Annotated in this window: 17 protein-coding genes; 7 read left to right on the top strand and 10 right to left on the bottom strand. The window is 69.4% G+C overall.

Annotated elements, in window-relative coordinates:
- Positions 1–192 precede the first annotated feature (192 nt).
- The 4 genes from BLQ63_RS04550 (at position 193) to BLQ63_RS04535 (ending at position 4255) form a co-directional block, all read left to right on the top strand.
- Positions 193–1734 carry an MFS transporter gene (locus tag BLQ63_RS04550; protein WP_091029209.1) on the top strand — a complete coding sequence of 514 codons (1542 nt, stop codon included), beginning with the start codon at positions 193–195 and terminating at the stop codon, positions 1732–1734.
- Between the two features lie 335 nt (positions 1735–2069).
- Complete coding sequence (locus tag BLQ63_RS04545) at positions 2070–2453, top strand: hypothetical protein (RefSeq protein WP_091029206.1); 384 nt, start codon at positions 2070–2072, stop codon at positions 2451–2453.
- 29 nt (positions 2454–2482) lie between these two features.
- Complete coding sequence (locus tag BLQ63_RS04540) at positions 2483–3511, top strand: hypothetical protein (protein WP_143014765.1); 1029 nt, start codon at positions 2483–2485, stop codon at positions 3509–3511.
- Positions 3512–4255, top strand: coding sequence for a hypothetical protein (locus BLQ63_RS04535; protein ID WP_143014764.1), 744 nt, complete (start codon positions 3512–3514; stop codon positions 4253–4255). It begins immediately after the preceding gene.
- Between the two features lie 108 nt (positions 4256–4363).
- Here BLQ63_RS04535 and BLQ63_RS04530 read toward each other — a convergent pair whose 3' ends face one another.
- From BLQ63_RS04530 to BLQ63_RS04495, 8 genes are all read right to left on the bottom strand, one after another.
- Complete coding sequence (locus tag BLQ63_RS04530; protein ID WP_091029197.1) at positions 4364–4612, bottom strand: hypothetical protein; 249 nt, start codon at positions 4610–4612, stop codon at positions 4364–4366.
- Positions 4613–4762: 150 nt separating this feature from the next.
- A complete protein-coding gene (locus BLQ63_RS04525; RefSeq protein ID WP_091029194.1) occupies positions 4763–5314 on the bottom strand; it encodes a P-loop nucleotide/nucleoside kinase family protein in 552 nt (183 codons plus the stop codon).
- Between the two features lie 328 nt (positions 5315–5642).
- Positions 5643–6059 carry a hypothetical protein gene (locus BLQ63_RS04520; protein ID WP_091029191.1) on the bottom strand — a complete coding sequence of 139 codons (417 nt, stop codon included), beginning with the start codon at positions 6057–6059 and terminating at the stop codon, positions 5643–5645.
- A gap of 129 nt (positions 6060–6188) precedes the next feature.
- Positions 6189–7766 (bottom strand): polyamine aminopropyltransferase, encoded by a 1578-nt coding sequence (locus tag BLQ63_RS04515; protein ID WP_245680841.1) that lies wholly within the window; start codon positions 7764–7766, stop codon positions 6189–6191.
- An 88-nt stretch (positions 7767–7854) separates the two neighbouring features.
- On the bottom strand, positions 7855–8280 hold the full coding sequence (locus tag BLQ63_RS04510; RefSeq protein WP_091029184.1) for a DUF350 domain-containing protein: 426 nt from the start codon (positions 8278–8280) through the stop codon (positions 7855–7857).
- 36 nt (positions 8281–8316) lie between these two features.
- Entirely contained in the window at positions 8317–8787 is a 471-nt protein-coding gene (locus BLQ63_RS04505) for a DUF4247 domain-containing protein (RefSeq protein WP_091029180.1), read from the bottom strand.
- 30 nt (positions 8788–8817) lie between these two features.
- On the bottom strand, positions 8818–9312 hold the full coding sequence (locus BLQ63_RS04500) for a DUF2617 family protein (protein WP_177154792.1): 495 nt from the start codon (positions 9310–9312) through the stop codon (positions 8818–8820).
- Between the two features lie 55 nt (positions 9313–9367).
- Positions 9368–9982, bottom strand: coding sequence for a DUF4178 domain-containing protein (locus tag BLQ63_RS04495; RefSeq protein WP_091029176.1), 615 nt, complete (start codon positions 9980–9982; stop codon positions 9368–9370).
- 177 nt (positions 9983–10159) lie between these two features.
- Between BLQ63_RS04495 and BLQ63_RS04490 the strand changes: the two genes are divergently transcribed.
- Together BLQ63_RS04490 and BLQ63_RS04485 are read left to right on the top strand one after the other, a co-directional pair.
- A complete protein-coding gene (locus tag BLQ63_RS04490) occupies positions 10160–15001 on the top strand; it encodes an NAD-glutamate dehydrogenase (RefSeq protein ID WP_091029173.1) in 4842 nt (1613 codons plus the stop codon).
- 306 nt (positions 15002–15307) lie between these two features.
- Positions 15308–16477, top strand: coding sequence for an ROK family transcriptional regulator (locus BLQ63_RS04485; RefSeq protein ID WP_091029169.1), 1170 nt, complete (start codon positions 15308–15310; stop codon positions 16475–16477).
- Positions 16478–16677: 200 nt separating this feature from the next.
- Here BLQ63_RS04485 and BLQ63_RS04480 read toward each other — a convergent pair whose 3' ends face one another.
- Together BLQ63_RS04480 and BLQ63_RS04475 are read right to left on the bottom strand one after the other, a co-directional pair.
- The gene (locus tag BLQ63_RS04480; protein ID WP_091029166.1) at positions 16678–17694 is read right to left on the bottom strand and encodes an ABC transporter permease subunit; all 1017 of its coding nucleotides are present in this window, start codon (positions 17692–17694) and stop codon (positions 16678–16680) included.
- Entirely contained in the window at positions 17691–18728 is a 1038-nt protein-coding gene (locus BLQ63_RS04475) for an ABC transporter ATP-binding protein (protein WP_091029162.1), read from the bottom strand. The genes BLQ63_RS04480 and BLQ63_RS04475 overlap by 4 nt, the downstream gene beginning before the upstream one ends.
- A gap of 208 nt (positions 18729–18936) precedes the next feature.
- Between BLQ63_RS04475 and BLQ63_RS04470 the strand changes: the two genes are divergently transcribed.
- A complete protein-coding gene (locus BLQ63_RS04470) occupies positions 18937–19728 on the top strand; it encodes an ABC transporter ATP-binding protein (protein ID WP_091029160.1) in 792 nt (263 codons plus the stop codon).
- Positions 19729–19906: the final 178 nt, after the last annotated feature.

The following is a 19906-nucleotide window of genomic DNA, read 5'->3' as shown; positions in this document are numbered from 1 at the left end:
TGTAGTAAGAGACGGACCGTTCACTACGGCCGTCCGCGCCTTTCCAGGCTGTTCCTTTTCCGGCCGGTCCCATTCCGGAGAACGACACATCCCAGCCTTGCGGACCTGACCACCGGGTGTGCGGGGCTTCCATTCTGCAACACCCGAGGAGGCAGTCTCTTGACCGCCGTAACCGACGCCCCGCCGGCGCCAATGACGCACCGCGAAGTCCTGCGCGCCCTCTCAGGGCTGCTCATGGTCCTGTTCGCGGCGATGGTCTCGTCCACTGTAGTCTCCGTCGCGCTTCCGCAGATCGTGGGCGACCTCGGCGGCACGCAGTCGCAGTACACCTGGGTGGTGACCGCGACGCTCCTCGCGAGCACCGCCTCCACGCCCATCTGGGGCAAGCTCGCCGACCTGTTCGACAAGAAGCGGCTGCTCCAGGTCGCCATCGTCATCTTCGCGGCCGCCTCGCTCGCGTGCGGTCTGGTGGAGAACACCGGGCAGCTCATCGCCCTGCGCGCCGTCCAGGGCCTCGGCATGGGCGCCCTCCAGGTGCTCGTCCAGGTCATCATCGGCGCGATGGTCAGCCCGAAGGAGCGCGGACGCTACAACGGCTACCTCGGCGGCGTCATGGCCGTCTCGACCGTGGGCGGCCCGCTGCTCGGCGGCGCCATCACCGACACCGACTGGCTCGGCTGGCAGTGGTGCTTCTTCCTCGCCGTGCCGATCACCGTCGTCGCGTTCTTCATGCTCCAGCGGACCCTGCACCTGGCCGAGATGAAGAAGGCCGACACGAAGATCGACTACTTCGGCGCGACCCTCATCGCCGCGGGCGTCAGCCTGCTGCTGCTGTGGGTCACGTTCGTCGGCAACGACTTCGACTGGATCTCCTGGCAGACCGCGGCGATGGTCGCCGGATCGGTCGTCCTGCTCGGCGGGGCCACCGTCGTCGAGACCAGGGTCAAGGAGCCGGTCGTGCCGCTGCACGTCATCAAGCGCCGCGACCCCGCGCTCGCGGTCGTCGCCAGCCTCGCGGTCGGCATGGCCATGTTCGGCGGCGCGGTCTTCCTCGGCCAGTACTTCCAGATCGCCCGCGGCTTCTCGCCGACCGAGGCGGGCCTGCTGACCATCCCGATGATGTTCGGCGTCCTGGTCTCCTCCGCCGTCGCGGGGCGGCTGGTGTCCCAGACCGGGAAGGTCAAGCCGTACATCGTCACCGGGGCGCTGGTGCTGACCGGCGGCTTCGCGATGCTCGCGACGATCGACCACACGACCTCCCTGGTGTTCATGGGGGTCGGCATGTTCCTCGTCGGCACCGGTGTCGGCATGGCGATGCAGAACCTCGTGCTCGTGGTCCAGAACTCGGTGCCGCTGCGCGAACTCGGGGCGGCCTCGGGCGCGATCGCGTTCTTCCGGTCCCTGGGCGGCACGATCGGCGTCTCGGTCCTGGGCGCGGTCCTGGCCAGCCAGGTCGCCGACAAGATCGCCTCGGGCCTGGCGGCCCTGGGCATCGACACGAGCGGCAGCCTGGGCGGGTCCAGCCTGGACCTGGACGCGATGCCCGCGCCGGTCGCCGAGGTCGTCCGCGCCTCCTACGGCGACGCGACCGGGCACCTGTTCCTGATCTCGGCCTGCATCGCGGCGGTCGGTTTCATCGCGGCGCTGTTCCTCACCCCCGTGAAACTGCGGGAGACGGTCGACCTCGTGGAGGAGATCGTCGTCGGCGAGGAGACCGTGCTCGGAGCGAAGTAACCCCACGCCAAGGCCGGGCCCGAGCGCATCGCGCTCGGGCCCGGCCGCTTTCCGGCTCGCCGCGGCGCCCGGACCCAACTAGTGCGGATCATGCCAAATCCACTGTCTCCGAGCATAATTCTCAAAATATAAGATGTGTACCCACATGATTGCTCACTTTCGGTAACCTCATCATTTCGACACCCCTGCAAGCAGATGCCCCGACGCGTGATTCTCAATGGAGTGGATTCTCCGGCGCAGCGTCCCGGCCCAGGCACGTCCGAAGCGTGACATGACCGCGGCCGCGTGAAAAGCGAGCGCCGAGGCGCATCGGCTCCCCCGACTGGAGGAATTCGGTGACTCGGACCTACGACATCGATGAGATCGACGAGATGGGAAGCAAGGTGCTGGTCGATCTCTCCCATGCGTACTGGGACTTGGCCCACGCCGCTCGCGCCGCGGGTGCGGCCCAGGACTCGATGTTCCAAGAGGCCTCGGCAACCACGAACACGGGACCCGGGTCAGGCGGAGCCCCCGTCTCCCCGCCCGGGGCATCCGAGGTCGCGGCTGCTTGGAGAACGCTCTATATGCGCTTCGAGAAGGCGCTGAGTGAGTCGGGCGCGAACTTGGAACACCTCAGCCGTGCAATGAAACTGACTGCCCAATCGATGAGGGAGGCCGAAGAGGGCACTGAGTTCGACCTGTCGGAGATACAGGGCGAACTCGACGGCGACTACTGAAACCTGCTGAGTAAGGATGCGGCGCCATCATGTCAACATTAGGCCCTGAAGTAGCGAGCTGCCTTCAGATCACACCAGAGGCTATCGAGGAACTCCACCATCAGTTCCGCCTGCCCATGATCGAGATTCGGACCCGTGAGCTGGTGTTCGAGAAGTACCCGGGCATCGGAGACCGGGTCTGGTGCGCGACGCGGGAGGAATGGGTCGCACAGACGGAGTCGTTCAACTATGACGACACCAGTCCGTACACACCGACCGAGAAGTGGAGCGGGGCCACGAATTGCGCGGCACCCTACGATGCCGACGACTCCGACTTGCAGTCCCTCCGCGAAGAGGCAGAGGATGAGGCCTCCCATCGCCACCACAGGTCGGCGACGCAGCTTGCGAGCCTGCTATACCCCGACGCACTCCAGGACGCGGCGAACACGGTCGACCGCTTCGTCGAGTTCAAGGCCTCCTTCGATGAATTCATCGAGGCCAACGAGGAGAACAGTTTCAAGCAGATCTCCGACCTCTTCGAAGGATGGACCGGGGGTTCCGACAATGCCGAAGCATTCTTGGCGTTCGGCCACACGCGCGAGACGGCGGGGACGCAGCGATCATTGCTTCGAGAGATCATTCAGGTGACAACCGCAGAATTCTCGATCCAAGCGGAGACCCGGAACAGTCTGGGCGCGAGACTTTCGAAGCTGGCGGAGAAGCTGATCGAGGTGCAGAGGGCACGAAGTTTCATTATCGAGAACCTCTACATCACCACTTCCATGTTCACGCCGCTGGGATACGCCGACGGAGCCATGTCCATCATCGAGAACTTCGGCCTGGACGATGGAAGCGGCGAGTGGAACACGTCATGGTTCGGCGCCTTCAAGGACAAGTACCTCATCGGCGAGTACGAGGTCGGGACGGACTCGGATACGTTCGAGGCGCTCGCTTCGGGTATCGACGACTGCCTCGAGTCGGTCGAGAGCATGCTGACGGACGGCCGGTCTGAGATCACCGCGCTCGCGGAGGAGATCAACGCCGACTACAGCGGCTTGACGCAGGGGGAGGCCTACTGAATGGCCACCGACTTCCCCAGTGCAGCGAAAGTCCGGAAGGACGCCCCGACTCGTGCCAGAAGGATTCTGGCGGTGGCCGCCCTTCTCGCCGCGGGCGCCTGCCTCCCGTCTGACAGATCGGCTGATGAGGACCGCGATCTCTCGGAGATGCTCGGCGATGATCGGCCTTGCGCATGGCTCGACGTCGCCGACGCTTCGGACACCGTCTTCGGTGACGGGCCCGCCGTGGACTGGTCCGAGCAGTCGGACGAGCGTCACCTCGCCTGCGACGGCCGACTGAGTCTCATCGAGGGCGACGATGAGGTCGGAACCATCGACTTCACCGTCCGTGTATTCGATGCGGATGAACCGGCGCCCGAAGGCGCCGGCGCGTCTTACGACCGATTGGACGGATTCCGGCCGGCTGGCCAGGAGGACCTCAATGAGATCCTCACACCCCAGGTCGACCCCATTGCAACCGATTGGGATGAGGGAGAGACGTACGAGCTGGAGGGCCTGTTTCGAAACAGGGAGCTTTACATCGTCGGAGCTTGGGGGGAGCACTCGGATGTCGCCGTAGGTGTGAGCTTTCGATTCACGGCCGAGCAGGAGTACTACGATCAGCCGCTGACCTACCACGAATACTGCGAGACCACCGATGTGGCATCCGGTTGTCTCATCGACGCGGACGACTTGTACGCCTGGATGACTGATGAGTACCTGCCCGCGATCCTCGATCGCTTGCAAGCGGTGTCGAGCAGCTGACCTGTATGGACGGATCCGAGCCGGATAGGCGCTAAGGCACCTGAGCGCGTAGCGTTCGGGCCCGCTGCGTTCACGGCGGACTCCGCACGGCGGCGGTCGCTCGACCGGTCAGGGCGAGCCGCCTCCGGTGTCGCCGCCGGAGGGGAGGCCCGGGTCGCGGTCCGGGTCGAGTCCGCCGGGCTGCATTCCCGTCTGGCCCATGGTCTGGAGGCCGGTCGGGTCGAAATAGGAGTCATTCGGCCGTCCCGCAGCGCGATCGGCGCGCTTGTCCCTGCGCCAGACGAGGACCCCGAGGGTGCCGAAGACGGCGAGTACGGCGAATGCGCCCAGCAGCTGGTAGACGAATGCGAGTTCCACGGCGGCTCCGACTGCGCTGGAAGGGGATTCCAAGGTATCCCCACGGGCCGCGGCTCGGCCGGCGTCGAGGCGATCGGCAGCCGCGACGCAGCCGTGGCGACTGCGCGTGCCACGACTTCATCGACGTGCGCCTACCGGCCTCGCGGCGGGTCACGTACCGGCGGGCCGACCCGCCCCCGCGAGGAAGCCGTGGATCTTGCCGAGGTTGCTTTCGATCGGCTCCACGGCATCGACGGTCAGCCGGTCGACGGTCAGCGGCGGGAACTCGGCGCGCATGCGCTGCACGTGGTCCCAGTCGATCTCGTGCCAGTTGGGGATGTTCCGCTTCCGGCCCTCGACGCGCGTCCGGTGCAGTTCGACGTCGCTGCACACGCATTCGACGACGCGCAGCTCGGCGTCGTGCTCGGCCGCGAGCCGGCCCCAGCGCTCGGCCGTCGCGTCGTCGATGACGCTGTCGGTGATCGCCGACTGGCCCAGCAGCAGCTGCCTGGCGACGAGCGACTCGACCAGGCCGTTGTAGAGCGCGAGGTAGGTGGGCTCGTCCATGCCGTCGAACACGCGGTACGGCTTGAGCGCCCCCATCAGCCAGTCGCCGGCGAACACCGGTGTCCGCGAGGCACGTGCGAGCGCCTCCGCCATGGTCGACTTCCCGGTGCCGGGCAGGCCGGCGAACGCGATGATCTGAGGACGGTCGACGTGCATCGGAACCTCCAAAGGTGTCCCCCGCAATCTGCCACGTCGATGCGCTTCGGGTGCACCGGCACCCGGGACCGCGACGGCGGTCGTTCACGATCGCATCCGCACGGCCCCTGCCACGGGCGCCCGCCGCAGCGGCACGGACACCAGATCCGGACCCGAGACGAACCGGACGGCCGAGCCCGACCGGATCGCAACCTACACCGAGGACCGGTTCACCGCACACGTCAAGGCGCTCTTCGACAACGCGACCGCGGCTCTCGCCGCCCGCACCGGGCGACTGGTGCTGTGAAGGGCCCGAACGCCTCGGCGTTCGGGCCCTTCGGCGTTTCGGCTAGGCCTGGTGCTGCGGGAGGGTCGCGATGAGGCGGGCGAGTTGGTCCTTGTTGACGCCGAACATGCTCACCTTCTTCTGCGCGCCGTTCGGCAGCGCACGCATGACCTTGGCCGTCGCCGGGTTGTAGTAGATCCGCTCGCCCTTGGGGGCGCCGAAGGAGCGGACCTGGAAGCCCAGCGGCGAGAACAGGCCCAGCGCACCGGTCGCGGTGTCGTAGATGCAGTACGGCCTCATGAGGGTCAGGATGCCCATGGCCAGGAACAGCGGGCCCAGGATGAGGTAGAAGCTGATGGCCCCGGCCAGCAGCGCGATCAGGGCGAGCAGGATGAAGAGGCCGCCGACGACCATGTACAGCACCGAAAGCCCGGTGCTGACCTTGACGGAGACGAGATAGGGGTTCTGTTGTGCGGTCACTTGTGTTCCTCAGTATCGGGGGCAGAGAATCGCCAGGATATCCCAGCGGCGAGGTACCGGCTACCGGCGGCGGCGTTCGCGAGCCGAATAACGCGGGGAAGGCCGCGGTGCCGGTGCGACGGGAGAACGTCAGTAGTTCTTCCATTCCGATTGGACCAGGTCGAGGATGATCGGGTGGATCAGGGTCGAGGGCTCCATGTCCCTCGCGGCCCGGTCCGGCGGGAACACCTGGGCCGCCTCCACCAGCTCCGGAGTCAGGGACCGGAACGGTCCCACGGAGGTGTCGAGGCCCAGTTCCGGCGGTTCGCCGTTCGCCTGGACGAGGTGGAAGCCCCAGTCGCCGAAGCTCGGCACCGACACCCAGTACGGCGACGGCTCGTAGCCGGCGGACTCGAGGGTGGCGGCGATGGTCCAGTACGTCTTCGGCGCGAAGTACGGCGAGCCGCTCTGGACGACCATCCGCCCGGTCTCGTTCAGGTGGTCGCCCGCGAGCGCGTAGAACTCCGTCGAGTACAGCTTCGCGGTCTCGGTCGCGTCCGGGTCGGGCATGTCGACGATGATCGTGTCCCACGTGCCGGTCTGCTGGCGCAGCCACGTGAACGCGTCCTCGTTGACGATCTCGACCTTCGGGTCGTTCATCGCGTCCTCGTTGAGCGCCACGAGGTCGTCGAAGCCCTGGGCCAGGTCGGTGACCGCACCGTCGAGGTCCACGAGCGTCACCGACGCCACGTCGGGGTAGCGCAGGATCTCGCGCACGGCGAGCCCGTCGCCCCCGCCCAGGACCAGGACGTCGTCGTGCGGTCCGTTCATCGCCGGGTGCACCAGCGCCTCGTGGTACCGGTATTCGTCCACTGAGGAGAACTGGAGGTCGCCGTTGAGGTACAGGCGCAGGTCCTGCTCGCCGAACGGCGACGCCGACTCGGTCATCACGATCTGCTGGTACACGCTGTCCTCGGTGTAGACGATCGGCGCCGCGTACAGCGCCTGCCGCGCCTGCGTCTCGAACCGGTCCGTGTACGCGAACGCCGCGACCAGGAGCACCGTCGTCCCGGCGGCCACCAGCGTCAGGAGCTGTTTCGCCGTCCGCGACAGGTCCGAGCGGAACAGGAGGTACACCAGCAGCACCCCGGCGACCGCGTTCACCGCGCCGACCAGCAGCGCGCCCCGGATCTGCCCGAAGAACGGCAGGAGCACGAACGGGAACGCCAGGCCGCCGATGAGCCCGCCCAGGTAGTCGGCCGCGTTCAGGTCCGCGACCGCCGACCCCGCCGCCTGCTCGCGGATGCGCTGCAGCAGCTCCATCAGCAGCGGGATCTCCGCGCCGATCAGGAGCCCGATCGCGGCCGCGACGAGCACCAGCGGCAGGCTGTACAGGTTCGTCCACGCGAACGCCGCGTACAGCAGCATCACGCTGAAGCCGCCCAGCAGCGCGAGCGCGATCTCCACCACCGCGAACGACAGCGCCGGCCAGCGGCGCAGCGGCTTGGCGGCGAGCGCGCCCAGCCCCATCGCGAACACCATGACCGACAGGACGATCGACGCCTGCGTGGCGGTGTTCCCGACCAGGTACGCGCCCAAGGTGATGAGCGCGAGCTCGTACACGAGCCCGCACGCCGACACCGCGAACGCGGTCGCGAGCAGGCCGAAGCGTGCCAGGCGGACCCGGCGCGCCGTCAACGTCTTCTGAGGGGCGGCCGCAGCCGTCAAGACGGCGCCTTCGCCACTGCGGGGCCTCCTGGAACAGTGCCCTTCACGACAGCGCCCTCCAAGCCGGCGCCCTTCAAGACCGTGCCTTTCACGACAGTGCCATCGCGATGACTCCGCCCAGGGCGAGGTGCATCGCGGCATTGACCCACACGGCCGGCTGGTGCTCCTCGGAGGTGAGGATGTCGCCGAGCTTGCCGGGAGTGAGCCAGTCGAGGATGAGGAACGCGAACGCCATCGCGGCCAGGCCGATCACGCCGAACACGAACGTCGAGGCGAGGCCCCGCAGGAGCCCGCCCTCGGAGGCCCAGATCGCGCCGACCACGATCAGGCCCACGCCGAGCACGTTCGAGGTCAGCAGGATCGCGGCGTTCTTGTTGCGCTCGGTCCAGATGAGCTCGCCGAGCTTGCCGGGGGTGAGCCAGTCGGTGACCAGGTAGCCGAGCACCATCAGGACGATGCCGACGGCGCTGTAGGCGGCGGCGCCGACGACGGCGCCGGAGAAGTCTTCGATCATTGGGCTTGTGCCTTTCGGATTCGCGGAACTGACGCGCTATTTGCCGGAGCCGGGACCGCCGCCGCGGAACGGCGACGGGGGCGAGGAGGACCAGCCCCAGCCGCCGAGGATGAAGATCCCCGAGTAGTGGTTGTAGCCGCTGCGGTAGTCGTGCAGCAGGATCTTCGAGCCGCCCTGGTACGGCGAGACGGCGACGATGTGCTTGGAGTACTGGAGGTAGTAGACCCCGCCGGAGGAGCGCTCGTCCCTGGCCTCGGCGTCGTCGTCGATCTGGTCGGCCACCGTCGCCGGCGACTGGTCCGACGTGTAGGCCCGGCCGCCGCCCTCGTCGAGGCTGGACGCCCGCTGGTAGTGGCTCTGGATCGTGTCGGTCGGGTTCGAGAAGTTGGAGTTCATCAAGAACACGCCGCCGCAGCACAAGGCGATGACCACGATGATCGCGGTCCAGTGCTTCCAGTTCAGGCCGCGCGAGGCGGGTCTCGGCGGGGGCTGGCGCTCATCGCTCATGGTGGTCCTCGGTCGTCTCGGGGGATCGGTTCAGCTTACGGTCGCGACCGTACTGGTGGTGGTCACGACCTCGCCGTACTGCGGATAGGTGTGGACCGTCCGCCACGACAGCGGCGCGGTCCCGGTGATCTCCAGCGCCGTCAGCGCGTCCGGGTCGGCCCCGAACACCCCGACCAGCAGGTCCGGCTCGCCGGTGCGGAGCACGGCGCGGTCGCGCAGCGCCCGGACCCGCCGGCGCAGCTCGGGAACGGCGAGGGTCTCGACGGTGCACTCGTAGCGGTGCCGCCAGGCGCCGACGCGCTGCGTGAACGCCTCGGGCAGGTCCGGGCCCAGGTCCGACCGGTACGCGAGGGTCTCGGAGATGAGCCCGTCGGGCGTGGCGACCACGGCCTGGTGGCTCGCGCCGAGCAGGCGCAGCGACAGGCGCAGCGGCCCGGCGTCGCGGTCCATCTGATCCAGGACCGGCATCGACGGCGCGTCGGGCCGGAACGTGAGCGAGGCGGCCGAGACGTCGATGTACGGCACCTCGATATGCGCTAGCAGGGTGTGCTCCGGGGGATCGGTGTGGTGTGCGAGGCGCTCAGGCGTCGTCGCTCTGGTGGTAGATCGTGACCTGGTTGCGGTCCAGGGTCAGGCCCTTGGCCATCTCCCACTTGCCGCCCTCGCCGAACGTCTCGAAGGAGAGCTTCTGCCCGTCGGGGCCCGCGTAGTCGTGGTAGCGGAGCGTCCCGGTCGGCGCCAGGCCCGTGGTGGCCTCGCTGACGTAGTCCGCCCGGCCCTTCTCGTCCGACCGGTAGGAGACGCCCTCGTGACTAAGTTCACGCGGACCGGGTTGGAGGTCGAAGTCCGTGACCTCTTCCCACAGCACGATCTCCACGTCCGGGTCGGCCTCCACCGAGAGCCAGCGCCGCACGCCCGTCCCGGTGTCCAGGAAATGCTCCGACCAGTGGTAGTCGCCCTCGGACAGGCGCAGCGTGCCGCGCACAGCGAGGGTCTTGCCGTACAGCTCGACCAGGTCGGCCGCCTTGAGGCGCTTCGGGTCGCCGCGCAGCACGTCGGTGTCGGCGTCGGCGAACGGATCGACCGGGCCGCGGCGGGGGACCTGCTCTTCCTTGCGGTCCTGGCTCCTGCGCCACAGCCACCAGCCGACGGCGACGGCGGCGGCGATCAGGAGGATGATGACCAAGGTCTCCATATGGGTGCCTTCGCGTTACAGGGGGTGGGTGATGATCAGTTTCGGTTCCGTGCCTCACTGTACCGCCGCGTCGGCAACGGTGGTGTAACCCAGGCGTCGCCTCCCGCCCCTAGGATCTAGCCTGGAGACGGCTCACGACGAGGTGAGCCGAACGTGCACCGGACTGGAGATCGAGACGTGTTGGCGTTCATCGGCGACGAAGAGTTCCGCGAAACCCTCCCCGACAGGGAGGAACTGCTGACCGAGGCGGCCGATCTGGCCGGATCCGACGAATCACTGGCGAGGCTGGTCGAGCTCTACTGGAGCCTGGTGTCCGACGACGACCTGGTCGGGCGCAGCGCCCAGCAGCTGCTGGAGACCACCGCCCACCACCGCCGCATGGCCGAGACCCGCGGGCCGGGCGAAGTCGTCCTCGAACTGGACTGCCCCGAGGACTCCGAGGGGCCCGACGCGGCCTCCTCCACCCGGGTGGACCTCGTCTGCGACGACTCCCCGTTCCTGGTCGACTCCCTCACGGGCCTGTTCAACCGCTACAACATGGACATCTCCGTGTTCGTCCACCCGATCGTCCCGGTCCGCCGCGACGAGGACGGCACCCTCCTCGAGGCCCCCGCCGAAGGCGGCCGCGCCGAATCGTGGATGCACATCGAGACCCAGCGGGTCGCCGACAAGGCCTTCCAGGCGACCCTCCAGGAGGAGATCCTCGAAGTCCTCTCCGACGTCGGCGTGTGCGTCGCCGACTGGCAGGCCATGCGCACCAAGGCGCTCGACATCGCCGACGCCCTCGACGGCCAGCCGCTCCCGGTGCCGCCCAAGGACATCGACGACACCGTCGAACTGCTCCGCTGGCTCGCCGACGACAAGTTCACGTTCCTGGGCTTCCGGCGGTACAAGCTCACCGGCGCAGGCGAGGACCAGGCCCTCGCGCCCGTCGCCGAGTCCGGCCTGGGCCTGCTGCGCAAGGCCCCCGCCGTGCCCCGGCCCATCCCCTCGTTCAACACCGACGCCCGATCCCAGATCGGCACCAAGCGCCTGCTGGTCATCACCAAGTCGAACGCCCGCTCCACCGTCCACCGCACGTCCTTCATGGACTACATCGGCGTGAAGACCTTCGACGCGAACGGCGAACCCGACGGCGAGCTGCGCTTCCTCGGCCTGTTCACCTCGGCCGCCTACCTCTCCAGCGTCACCGAACTGCCCGTCGTCCGCCGCAAGGTCGAGGACGTGCTCGCCCGCTCGGGCGTCACGCTCTCCTCCCACTCCGGCAAGGACCTCGTCACCGCCCTGGAGACCTACCCGCGCGACGAGCTCTTCCAGGCCCGCACCGACGACCTGTACGCCACCGCGATGGGCGTGCTGCGCCTCGCCGGCCGCCGGCGCCTGCGCCTGTTCGCGCGCCGCGACGTCTACGGCCGCTTCTACTCCTGCCTCGTCTACCTCCCCCGGGACCGGTACAACACCGAGAACCGCGAGAAGATCGAGGAGATCCTGCGCCGCCGTCTCCACGGCGTCGACGTCAGCTACGACGCCCGCGTCACCGAATCGGTCCTCGCCCGCCTCCACTTCGTCGTCCGCATCGACCCCTACGCCGAGCACGGCCCCGTCGACCTCGACTCCATCCAGGCCGAACTCGCCGAGACGACCCGCTCCTGGGACGCCGACCTCGTCTACCAGCTCGACCACCACATCGGCGAGGGCCAGGCCCGCACCCTCGCCAAGTCGTACGCGCTGGCCTACCCGGCCGCCTACAAGGCCGAGCACTCGCCGCTGGACGCCGCCAAGGACATCGCGCGGCTGGAGATCCTGCGCGAAGCCGGCGACATGGAGCTCCAGCTGTTCCGCCGCGGCGGCGACGACGCCGACGTCCACTTCAAGATCTACTCGTTCGACCGGCCCGTCGGCCTCTCCGAGGCCCTGCCGGTCCTGAAGAACCTGGGTGTGCGGGTCGACGAGGAGCGCCCGTACCACATCAAGCGCGCCGACGGCACGATCCACCTGCACGACTTCGGGATCGTCCTGCCCGGCCAGGCCGCCGAGTCGGTGCCGCAGCTGCGCGTGCGGTTCGAGAACGCCTTCCGCGCCGCCTGGGCCGGCGAGGCCGAATCCGACCGGCTCAACGAGCTGGTGATCGCCGCCGGGCTCACCTGGCGCCAGGTCGTGGTCCTGCGGGCGCTCGCGAAGTACCTGCGCCAGTGCGGGTTCGTGTTCTCCCAGGACTTCATCGCCGCCACGCTCGGGTCCTACCCCGAGATCGCCGGGAACCTGGTGCGCCTGTTCGAGGCCCGCTTCGACCCGCGCGTCGGCGCCGACCGCGACGCCGCGGTCGCCCGCATCGACGAGTCGCTCGCGGCCGGGCTCGCCGAGGTGCCGAACCTCGACGCCGACCGCATCCTGCGCGCGTTCCTCACGCTCATCCGCTCCACGCTGCGGACCTCCTACTTCCAGCGGGGCACCGGCGGGCGCCCCAAGGAGTACGTGTCGTTCAAGTTCGACGCCCGGTCCATCGACTTCCTGCCCAAGCCGCGCCCCATGTTCGAGGTGTTCGTGTACTCCCCGCACTTCGAGGGCGTCCACATGCGCTACGGCAAGGTCGCGCGCGGGGGCCTGCGCTGGTCGGACCGGCGCGAGGACTTCCGCACCGAGATCCTCGGCCTCGTCAAGGCCCAGGAGGTCAAGAACACCGTCATCACGCCCGTCGGCGCCAAGGGCGGGTTCGTCCTCAAGAAGAGCGACTTCGCCGACCGGGCCGCGTTCGGCGCCGAAGGCGTCGCCCGCTACCGCGAGTTCATCTCCGCGCTCCTGGACATCACCGACAACCGGGACGCCGACAACACGGTCGTGCCGCCCCCGAACGTGGTCCGCCACGACGGCGACGACCCCTACCTCGTGGTCGCCGCCGACAAGGGCACCGCGACGTTCTCCGACATCGCCAACGCCGTCGCCGCCGAGTACGGGTTCTGGCTCGGCGACGCGTTCGCCTCCGGCGGCTCGGTCGGCTACGACCACAAGAAGATGGGCATCACCGCCCGCGGCGCCTGGGAGTCGGTCAAGCGCCACTTCCGCGCCGAGGGACTCGACACGCAGGCGCAGGACTTCACCGCCGTCGGCATCGGCGACATGTCCGGCGACGTGTTCGGCAACGGCATGCTCCTGTCCGAGCACATCCGCCTCGTGGCCGCGTTCAACCACATGCACATCTTCATCGACCCGAACCCGGTCGCGGCCGCCTCCTTCGCGGAGCGGCGCCGCCTGTTCGACCTGCCCCGCTCGACGTGGGCCGACTACGACCAGACCCTCGTCTCCGCCGGCGGCGGGGTGTGGGAACGCTCGGCGAAGTCCATCCCGGTCTCCGACGAGGTCCGCACCGCGCTCGGCATCGACGCCGACGTCAAGGACCTCACCCCGCCCGAGCTCATCCGCGCGATCCTCACCGCGCCGGTCGACCTCCTGTGGAACGGCGGCATCGGCACCTACGTCAAGTCGGCCGCGCAGACCGACGCCGCGGCGGGGGACAAGGCCAACGACGCCGTCCGCGTCAACGGCGAGGACCTGCGCTGCCGCGTCGTCGGCGAGGGCGGCAACCTCGGCCTGACCCAGCTGGGCCGCATCGAGTACGCCCAGTCGGGCGGGCCCGCGGGCGCCGGCGGGCGCTGCAACACCGACTTCATCGACAACTCCGCGGGCGTCGACACCTCCGACCACGAGGTCAACATCAAGATCCTGCTGCGCTCGGCCGCTTTGAGCGGACGGGTCGACCCCGTCGACCGCGACCGGCTCTTCATGGCCATGTCCGACGCGGTCGCCGACGCCGTCCTGGCCGACAACTACGGCCAGAACATGGCCCTGGCCAACGCGATCCGGCTCAACGTCCGACTCCTGCCCGTCCACATCAGGCTCATGAAGCACCTGGAGAAGACCGTCGGCCTCGACCGCGAGATCGAGGGCCTGCCCACCGACAAGCAGCTCAAGGAGCGCAGCGCCGCCGGGGCCGCGCTCACCGAGCCCGAACTGTCGGTCCTCCTGTCGTACGTGAAGATCTGGGCCAAGCGGGCCGTGCTCGACTCCGCCCTGCCCGACGAGGAGTGGACCGCGCCGGTCCTGCGCGGGTACTTCCCGGCGCCGCTGCGCAAGACGTACGCCGACCTCATGGCCGACCACCCGCTGCGCCGCGAGATCATCTCGACCGCGGTGGTCGGCGAGGCCGTCAACCGCTGCGGGACGACGTTCCTGTTCCGCATCGCCGACGAGACCGGCGCCGACGTCGTGGACGTCATCCGCGCGTTCGTGATCATCCGCGACGCCTTCGGACTGCAGGGCCTGTGGCGGCGCATCGAAGCCCTGGACAACCAGGTGCCGCAGGAGGCCCAGGTCGCGAGCATGCTCGTGATCCGCCGGCTCCTCGACCGCGGCGTGCGCTGGCTCGTGCAGCACCGGAGGGCGACCCTCGACGTGGCCGCCGAGATCGAGCGGCTGCGCCCGGGCCTGGCGGTGCTCCAGCCGAAGCTGCCCGAGCTCCTGACCGATTCGGAGGCGGTCGGGTTCGAGGAGTTCTGCGACCAGCTGGAGGAGCAGGGGATGCCGGCGGAGGTCGCGCGGGACGCGTCCGCGCCGATCTTCGGGTTCGGCCTGGTCGACGTGGTCGAATGCGCGCGGCTGTTGGAGACCGAGCTGGGCGCGACCTCCGAGGTGTACTACGGGATCGCCGCGCGGGTGCACCTGGACGAGATCCTCAACCAGATCTCGGCGCTGCCCAGGACCAACCGCTGGCAGACGCTCGCGCGGTCGGCGCTGCGGTACGACCTGTACGGGGCGATGGCCGGCCTGACCGCCAGTGTGCTGCAGGCGAAGCCGGGCACGGACCCGCGCGAGGCGGTCGAGTCGTGGGCCGAGCGCAACGCCGCCCAGATCGAGCGCATCCACGAGGCCACGGCCGAGGCCGGGCGCTCCGACGAGAAGCTCGCGGTCCTGTCGGTCTCGCTGCGCCAGATCCGCAGCCTGGTCGAGACCGAGGGCGACTGAGCCGAAGCGCGGGCAGGGGCGGCGCCGAAGGGACCCGTTCGCAGTGCCCCCGTTCGAACACCGTGGCACGGGGCACGACAGTCCGGTGCCGCCGCGGCGCCGGTGAGGATGTCTCGCGGGCAGGGGCGGCGCCGCCGGGGCCGTATCGCGGGCCCCCGGTCGACTGCCCCGCCCGGCGGGTACGACAATGCGGCGGGGCGGTCATCGGGCCGCCTCGCCGAACCGCACGGCTTTCGCGCGTCAGTGGCGAGGGCGTCCCCTTGTCCCCACGTGGATAATGTGGGCTCGGAGGAGAAGGAAGTACGAATGCCGAAGAGCCACACCCCCGGGGTGCCCAAGCTGCTGCGCGTCCTCAACGACCAGGCGGCGCTGAAGCTGCTGCTCGAGGACGGCCCCCAGACGCGAGCGCAGCTCGCCGAGCGCACCTCGATGTCCAAGGTCACCGCCTCGCAGATGATGGAGCGCCTGCAGACCCGCGGCCTCGTCGAGGTCGTCGGCTCCAAATCGGGCGGCCGGGGCCCCAACGCCTCGCTGTACGCGGCCGTGCCCACCTTCACCTACGTCGTCGGCGTCGAAGTCGGGCCCGTGACCACCAAGGGCGCCTGCGCCGACTTCACCGGCCGCATCGTCGGCCGCGCCGAGATCGACGTCGAGGGCTCGACCGACCCGGTCGCCGTGGTCCGCCGCGTCGTCACCGACGCCGTCGCCGACGCCGGGATCGAGATGGGCCAGGTGCGGCGGATCGTCCTGGGCACCCCGGGCGTCATCGACCCCGCCAGCGGCGAGATCGGCTTCTCCTGGAACCTCCCGGCCTGGCACCGCGGCCTGCGCACGGCCCTCAACGAGGAGTTCGCCCCGGCCGTCGCCATCGAGAACGACGTCAACCTCGCCACGCTCGCCGAGCAGCGCTCGGGCGGCGCCGGCGGCGCCTCCGACTTCGTGTACGCGTGGTTCGGCGGCGGCCTCGGCCTCGGCGTCATCCTCAACGGCCAGCTCTACCGCGGCGCCAGCGGCGCGGCCGGCGAGATCGGGTTCCTTCCCGTGCCCGGCGGCGAACTGCCCACCGGCGGCGTCGTCACGCGACTGTCCAAGGGCTCCTACCAGCGCGTCATCGGCGGCGACGCCGTCATCGAGATCGGCGCGAAGCACGGCTTCGAAGCCGCCGAACCCGAAGACGTCCTCACCGCCGCCATCGCCGCCGGTGAAGGCGGCGCGGCCTGCCTCGACGAGATCGCGCGAGGCATCGCCCTGGGCATCGTCGCCGTCTGCGTCCTCCTCGACCCCACCGTCGTCGTCCTCGGCGGCCCGGTCGGCTACGCGGGGGGCCTCGTCCTCGCCGGACGCGTCGCCGCCCAGACCTCCCAGCTCGCCCCCGTCAACCCGAGCGTCGTCGCGGGCACCGTCATCGACGAACCGGTCATGCGAGGAGCGATCCTCCACGGCCTCGACGCCGTACGCGAAAGCCTCTTCGACTAGCCGCCGCAGAAACCCCGGCCGAACCGCCCCACCGGAGCGAAACCGTCGTACCCCCGTGTCAGGGTTCTCGACCGGGGGTCCGCGATGCGGCTCCCAGCGGCACCGCCCCTACCCGCGAAACCCCGGCGAACACGAAGCCGCCTCGCCGCATCGCGGCGAGGCGGACTCGCTTCGAACCTATGGCGCCGCAGCGCGTTCGACTACGTCACGTCGCGCCGCTGGAAGGCCCAGGTCGCCAGCAGCGCGAAGCCCAGGATGATCCCGCCCAGCAGCAGCCCCGCGTCAGTCGCGGTGATGACCATGACGTCCGGCATGGAATCGATGCTCTCACTGGTCTGGTCGTACAGCTCCATCCTTCCCTCGATCCACGCCATCACCCACGTGTACAGCGAGAGCCGGTCGGGGAAGGGCATCTTCAGCGCCATGCCCGCGATGCCCACGAGCATGTCGCCCACGACGAGGTAACCGGCGATCACACCCCCGGCGATCGCCGTGTGCCGCCCCAGCATCGCCAAGGACGCGCCGAGCACGGTCATGCCCACCGTCAGCACCACGGTGCGCCCCAACGTCTCCAAGGCGTCGCCCCACCAGACCGAATCCAGCGTCCCGATCTCCCCGCGAGTCGCCGCTACCAGATACAGCAGCCCGAAGGCGAGCGCCAGCAGCGCCAGCACCGCCGCTCCGCACACCACGCAGGCGGCCCCGAGCTTCACGCCCCACACCCGCATCCGATTCGGGTGCCACACCAGCAGGTTCGACATGCCGCCGCTCGACCACTCGGCGCCGATCGCCGAAGAGGACAGCAGCATCAGGACCAGACCCGCGACGATCGCGATGCCGACGAGCACGAGCAGGCTCTCTTCGGCGAAGACGAAGGTGTAGGTCCACAGGAAGTCCTCGGCGGTGTAATCGTAGGAGCCGATGAACATATCGCACCGGTCTTCCTGCGACATCCCCTCGAAGGACGGGTCCTCCTGGGCCCACTCCCATTCGGGAGAGTCGAAGAACTCCTCGTCGGCGACGCACTCGTCGAACTCGGCGTTCATCTCGTCGGCCTGGGCCTGCGCCTGGGCCAGGTCGTCCTCGCTGGGGCCCGTGCTGGAGCTGAACCCGTAAACCGTGGCCACCGCGAACACCCCGACGACCATGACGATGCCGAAGATCAGCGTCAGACGGCGGCGCAGGATGCGCCGCAGCTCCGATTTGAACAGGTTCACCGCTGCACACCCTCTTCCACCTCGACGTCGACCGCGACGCCGCCCTGGGCCGCCGGCGGCGGCACCTCGACCGACTGCCCGATCTGGACGGTCCGACCCGGGACCGGAGCGGTCCCGGTCAACTCCAGGAACACCGACTCCAGGTTCTTGGTCTCCGTCCGCAGCTCCGACAGGTAGATCCCCGCGTCGGCGAGCGTCTTCGTGACCCATGCCGGCTCGGGCGCGCCCGCGACCACCAGCCGGCCGCGGTCGACCACGGCCGTCAGGCCCGACTCGGCGCCCGTGAGGGCCTCGACGGCCTCCGGCAGCGACGCCGCGTCCGGGAACCGGACGCTCAGGCTCGCGCTCGAATGGCCCGCGATGATGTCGGCGACCTTGCCGTCGACGATCCGCCGGCCCCGCGAGACGATCGTCATCGAGTCGCACAGCTGCTGCACCTCGGAGAGCAGGTGCGAGCTGACCACCACGGTCACACCCTGCGAATGCGCGAGCCACTGGAGCAGCTCCCGCATGTGGTGGATCCCGGCCGGGTCCAGGCCGTTCGCCGGCTCGTCCAGGATCAGGAGCTGCGGCTGCTTCAGCAGCGCCTGCGCGACCGCGAGGCGCTGGCGCATGCCCAGCGAGTAGCCCTTCACGGAGGCCTTCGCGGCCTCGATCAGGCCGACCTGCTCCAGGACCTCCTCGACACGGGACTTGGAGACCCCGGCGCTCTCGGCGAGCAGCTGGAGCGTCAGGCGCCCGGAGAAGTGCTTGAAGAACTGCGGGGACTCGACCACCGCGCCGATACGGGAGACGACCTGCGGCAGGCGATGGGGCACCTCCTCGCCGAAGACCTTCATGGTGCCGCCGTCGACGCGGATGAGGCCCAGCAGGGCCCGCAGCGTCGTGGTCTTGCCGGAGCCGTTGGGCCCCAGGAAACCGTGCACCTGACCCGCGGCGACCTCGAGGTCGAGGCCGTCCAATGCGTGGTGCGGCTGCCGGAAGGCCCTCGAATAGGTCTTCCGCAGCCCCGAAATCTCGATGATGGGGGGCATGGACTCTTTCCAGTTCGCAGTGTCATGGACCGGGGAACCCGCCCTGGCGGGGCGGCGGTACTAAGAACAGACGCCGTTTGCGGCGCCGGCGTTGCACGCCCGCCCGCGCCGTCCAACGGCGCTGCCGGGCAGGTCGGTCCGTGTGTCGCAGCACCGCCGCGCGGGCCGCCCTCGTGCGCTCGTCGGGGCCGCGTGGTTTCATTGACCCGTGGCTCAGTCTGAACGCGTCCTCGACCTGTCCGGTGTCACCGTCCGACGCGGCGGCAACCAGCTCCTCGACGGAGTCGACTGGAGCGTCGACGCCGATCAGCGGTGGGTCGTCCTCGGCCCCAACGGTGCGGGGAAGACGACGCTGCTCAACCTAGCGGCCGCGCGCAACCACCCCACTTCCGGCGTGGTGGAGATCCTCGGCGAGCGGCTCGGCCGGGTCGACGTCTTCGAGCTGCGCCCGCGCATCGGACTGACCACGACGCAGGTCGCCGACGCGATCCCCAACGACGAGAAGGCCTTCGACGTCGTCCGTACCGCCGCCTGGGGCATGATGGGCCGCTGGCGCGAGGAGTACGACCCGCAGGACGACGAGCGCGCCGCGTCGCTGCTGCGCTGGCTCGGCGTCGCGCAGCTGGCGGACCGGCTGTTCGGGACCCTCTCCGAGGGCGAGCGCAAGCGGGTGCTCATCGCCCGCGCGCTGATGACCGACCCGGAGCTGCTGCTGCTCGACGAGCCGGCGGCCGGGCTGGACCTGGGCGCCCGCGAGGCGCTGGTGGCGACGCTGGCCGGGCTGGCCCGCGACGAGACCGCTCCGGCGATGGTCCTGGTCACGCACCACGTGGAGGAGATCCCGCCGGGCTTCACCCACGCGATGATTCTCTCGGGCGGCGGCGTGATCGCGGCCGGCCCGATCGCCGAGGCGCTGACCTCGGACACCCTCTCGAAGGCCTTCGGCCTCCCGCTGACCCTCACCGCCAACGGCAACCGCTTCACCGCGACAGCGGCCTGACCGGCGGCTCCGCCCCACCGGAGCGAGACTGTCGTACCCCCGTGTCAGGGTTCTTGAACCGGGGGCGCTGAGAACGGGCCCCTTCGGCTCGACCCCTGCCTCGAACCCGGCCGTTCGAACGCCGCCGCGCCGCGATGTCGCACCCCTCCGGCAGGATTGTCGACCGGGGGCCCGCGAC

The sequence above is a fragment of the Glycomyces harbinensis genome (assembly GCF_900101745.1).
Classification (GTDB): domain Bacteria; phylum Actinomycetota; class Actinomycetes; order Mycobacteriales; family Micromonosporaceae; genus Glycomyces; species Glycomyces harbinensis.
Note: the sequence above shows the minus strand (reverse complement) of the source record. Positions and strands in the feature narration are given on the sequence as shown.

Bases quoted from the DNA above. Each gene is read 5' to 3' on its own strand.
- BLQ63_RS04475 (WP_091029162.1), bottom strand. From the start codon at position 18,728: ATGCCCCCCATCATCGAGATTTCGGGGCTGCGGAAGACCTATTCGAGG.
- BLQ63_RS04535 (WP_143014764.1), top strand. From the start codon at position 3,512: ATGGCCACCGACTTCCCCAGTGCAGCGAAAGTCCGGAAGGACGCCCCG.
- BLQ63_RS04550 (WP_091029209.1), top strand. From the start codon at position 193: ATGACGCACCGCGAAGTCCTGCGCGCCCTCTCAGGGCTGCTCATGGTC.
- BLQ63_RS04505 (WP_091029180.1), bottom strand. From the start codon at position 8,787: ATGAGCGATGAGCGCCAGCCCCCGCCGAGACCCGCCTCGCGCGGCCTG.
- BLQ63_RS04510 (WP_091029184.1), bottom strand. From the start codon at position 8,280: ATGATCGAAGACTTCTCCGGCGCCGTCGTCGGCGCCGCCGCCTACAGC.
- BLQ63_RS04495 (WP_091029176.1), bottom strand. From the start codon at position 9,982: ATGGAGACCTTGGTCATCATCCTCCTGATCGCCGCCGCCGTCGCCGTC.
- BLQ63_RS04540 (WP_143014765.1), top strand. From the start codon at position 2,483: ATGTCAACATTAGGCCCTGAAGTAGCGAGCTGCCTTCAGATCACACCA.
- BLQ63_RS04525 (WP_091029194.1), bottom strand. From the start codon at position 5,314: ATGCACGTCGACCGTCCTCAGATCATCGCGTTCGCCGGCCTGCCCGGC.
- BLQ63_RS04485 (WP_091029169.1), top strand. From the start codon at position 15,308: ATGCCGAAGAGCCACACCCCCGGGGTGCCCAAGCTGCTGCGCGTCCTC.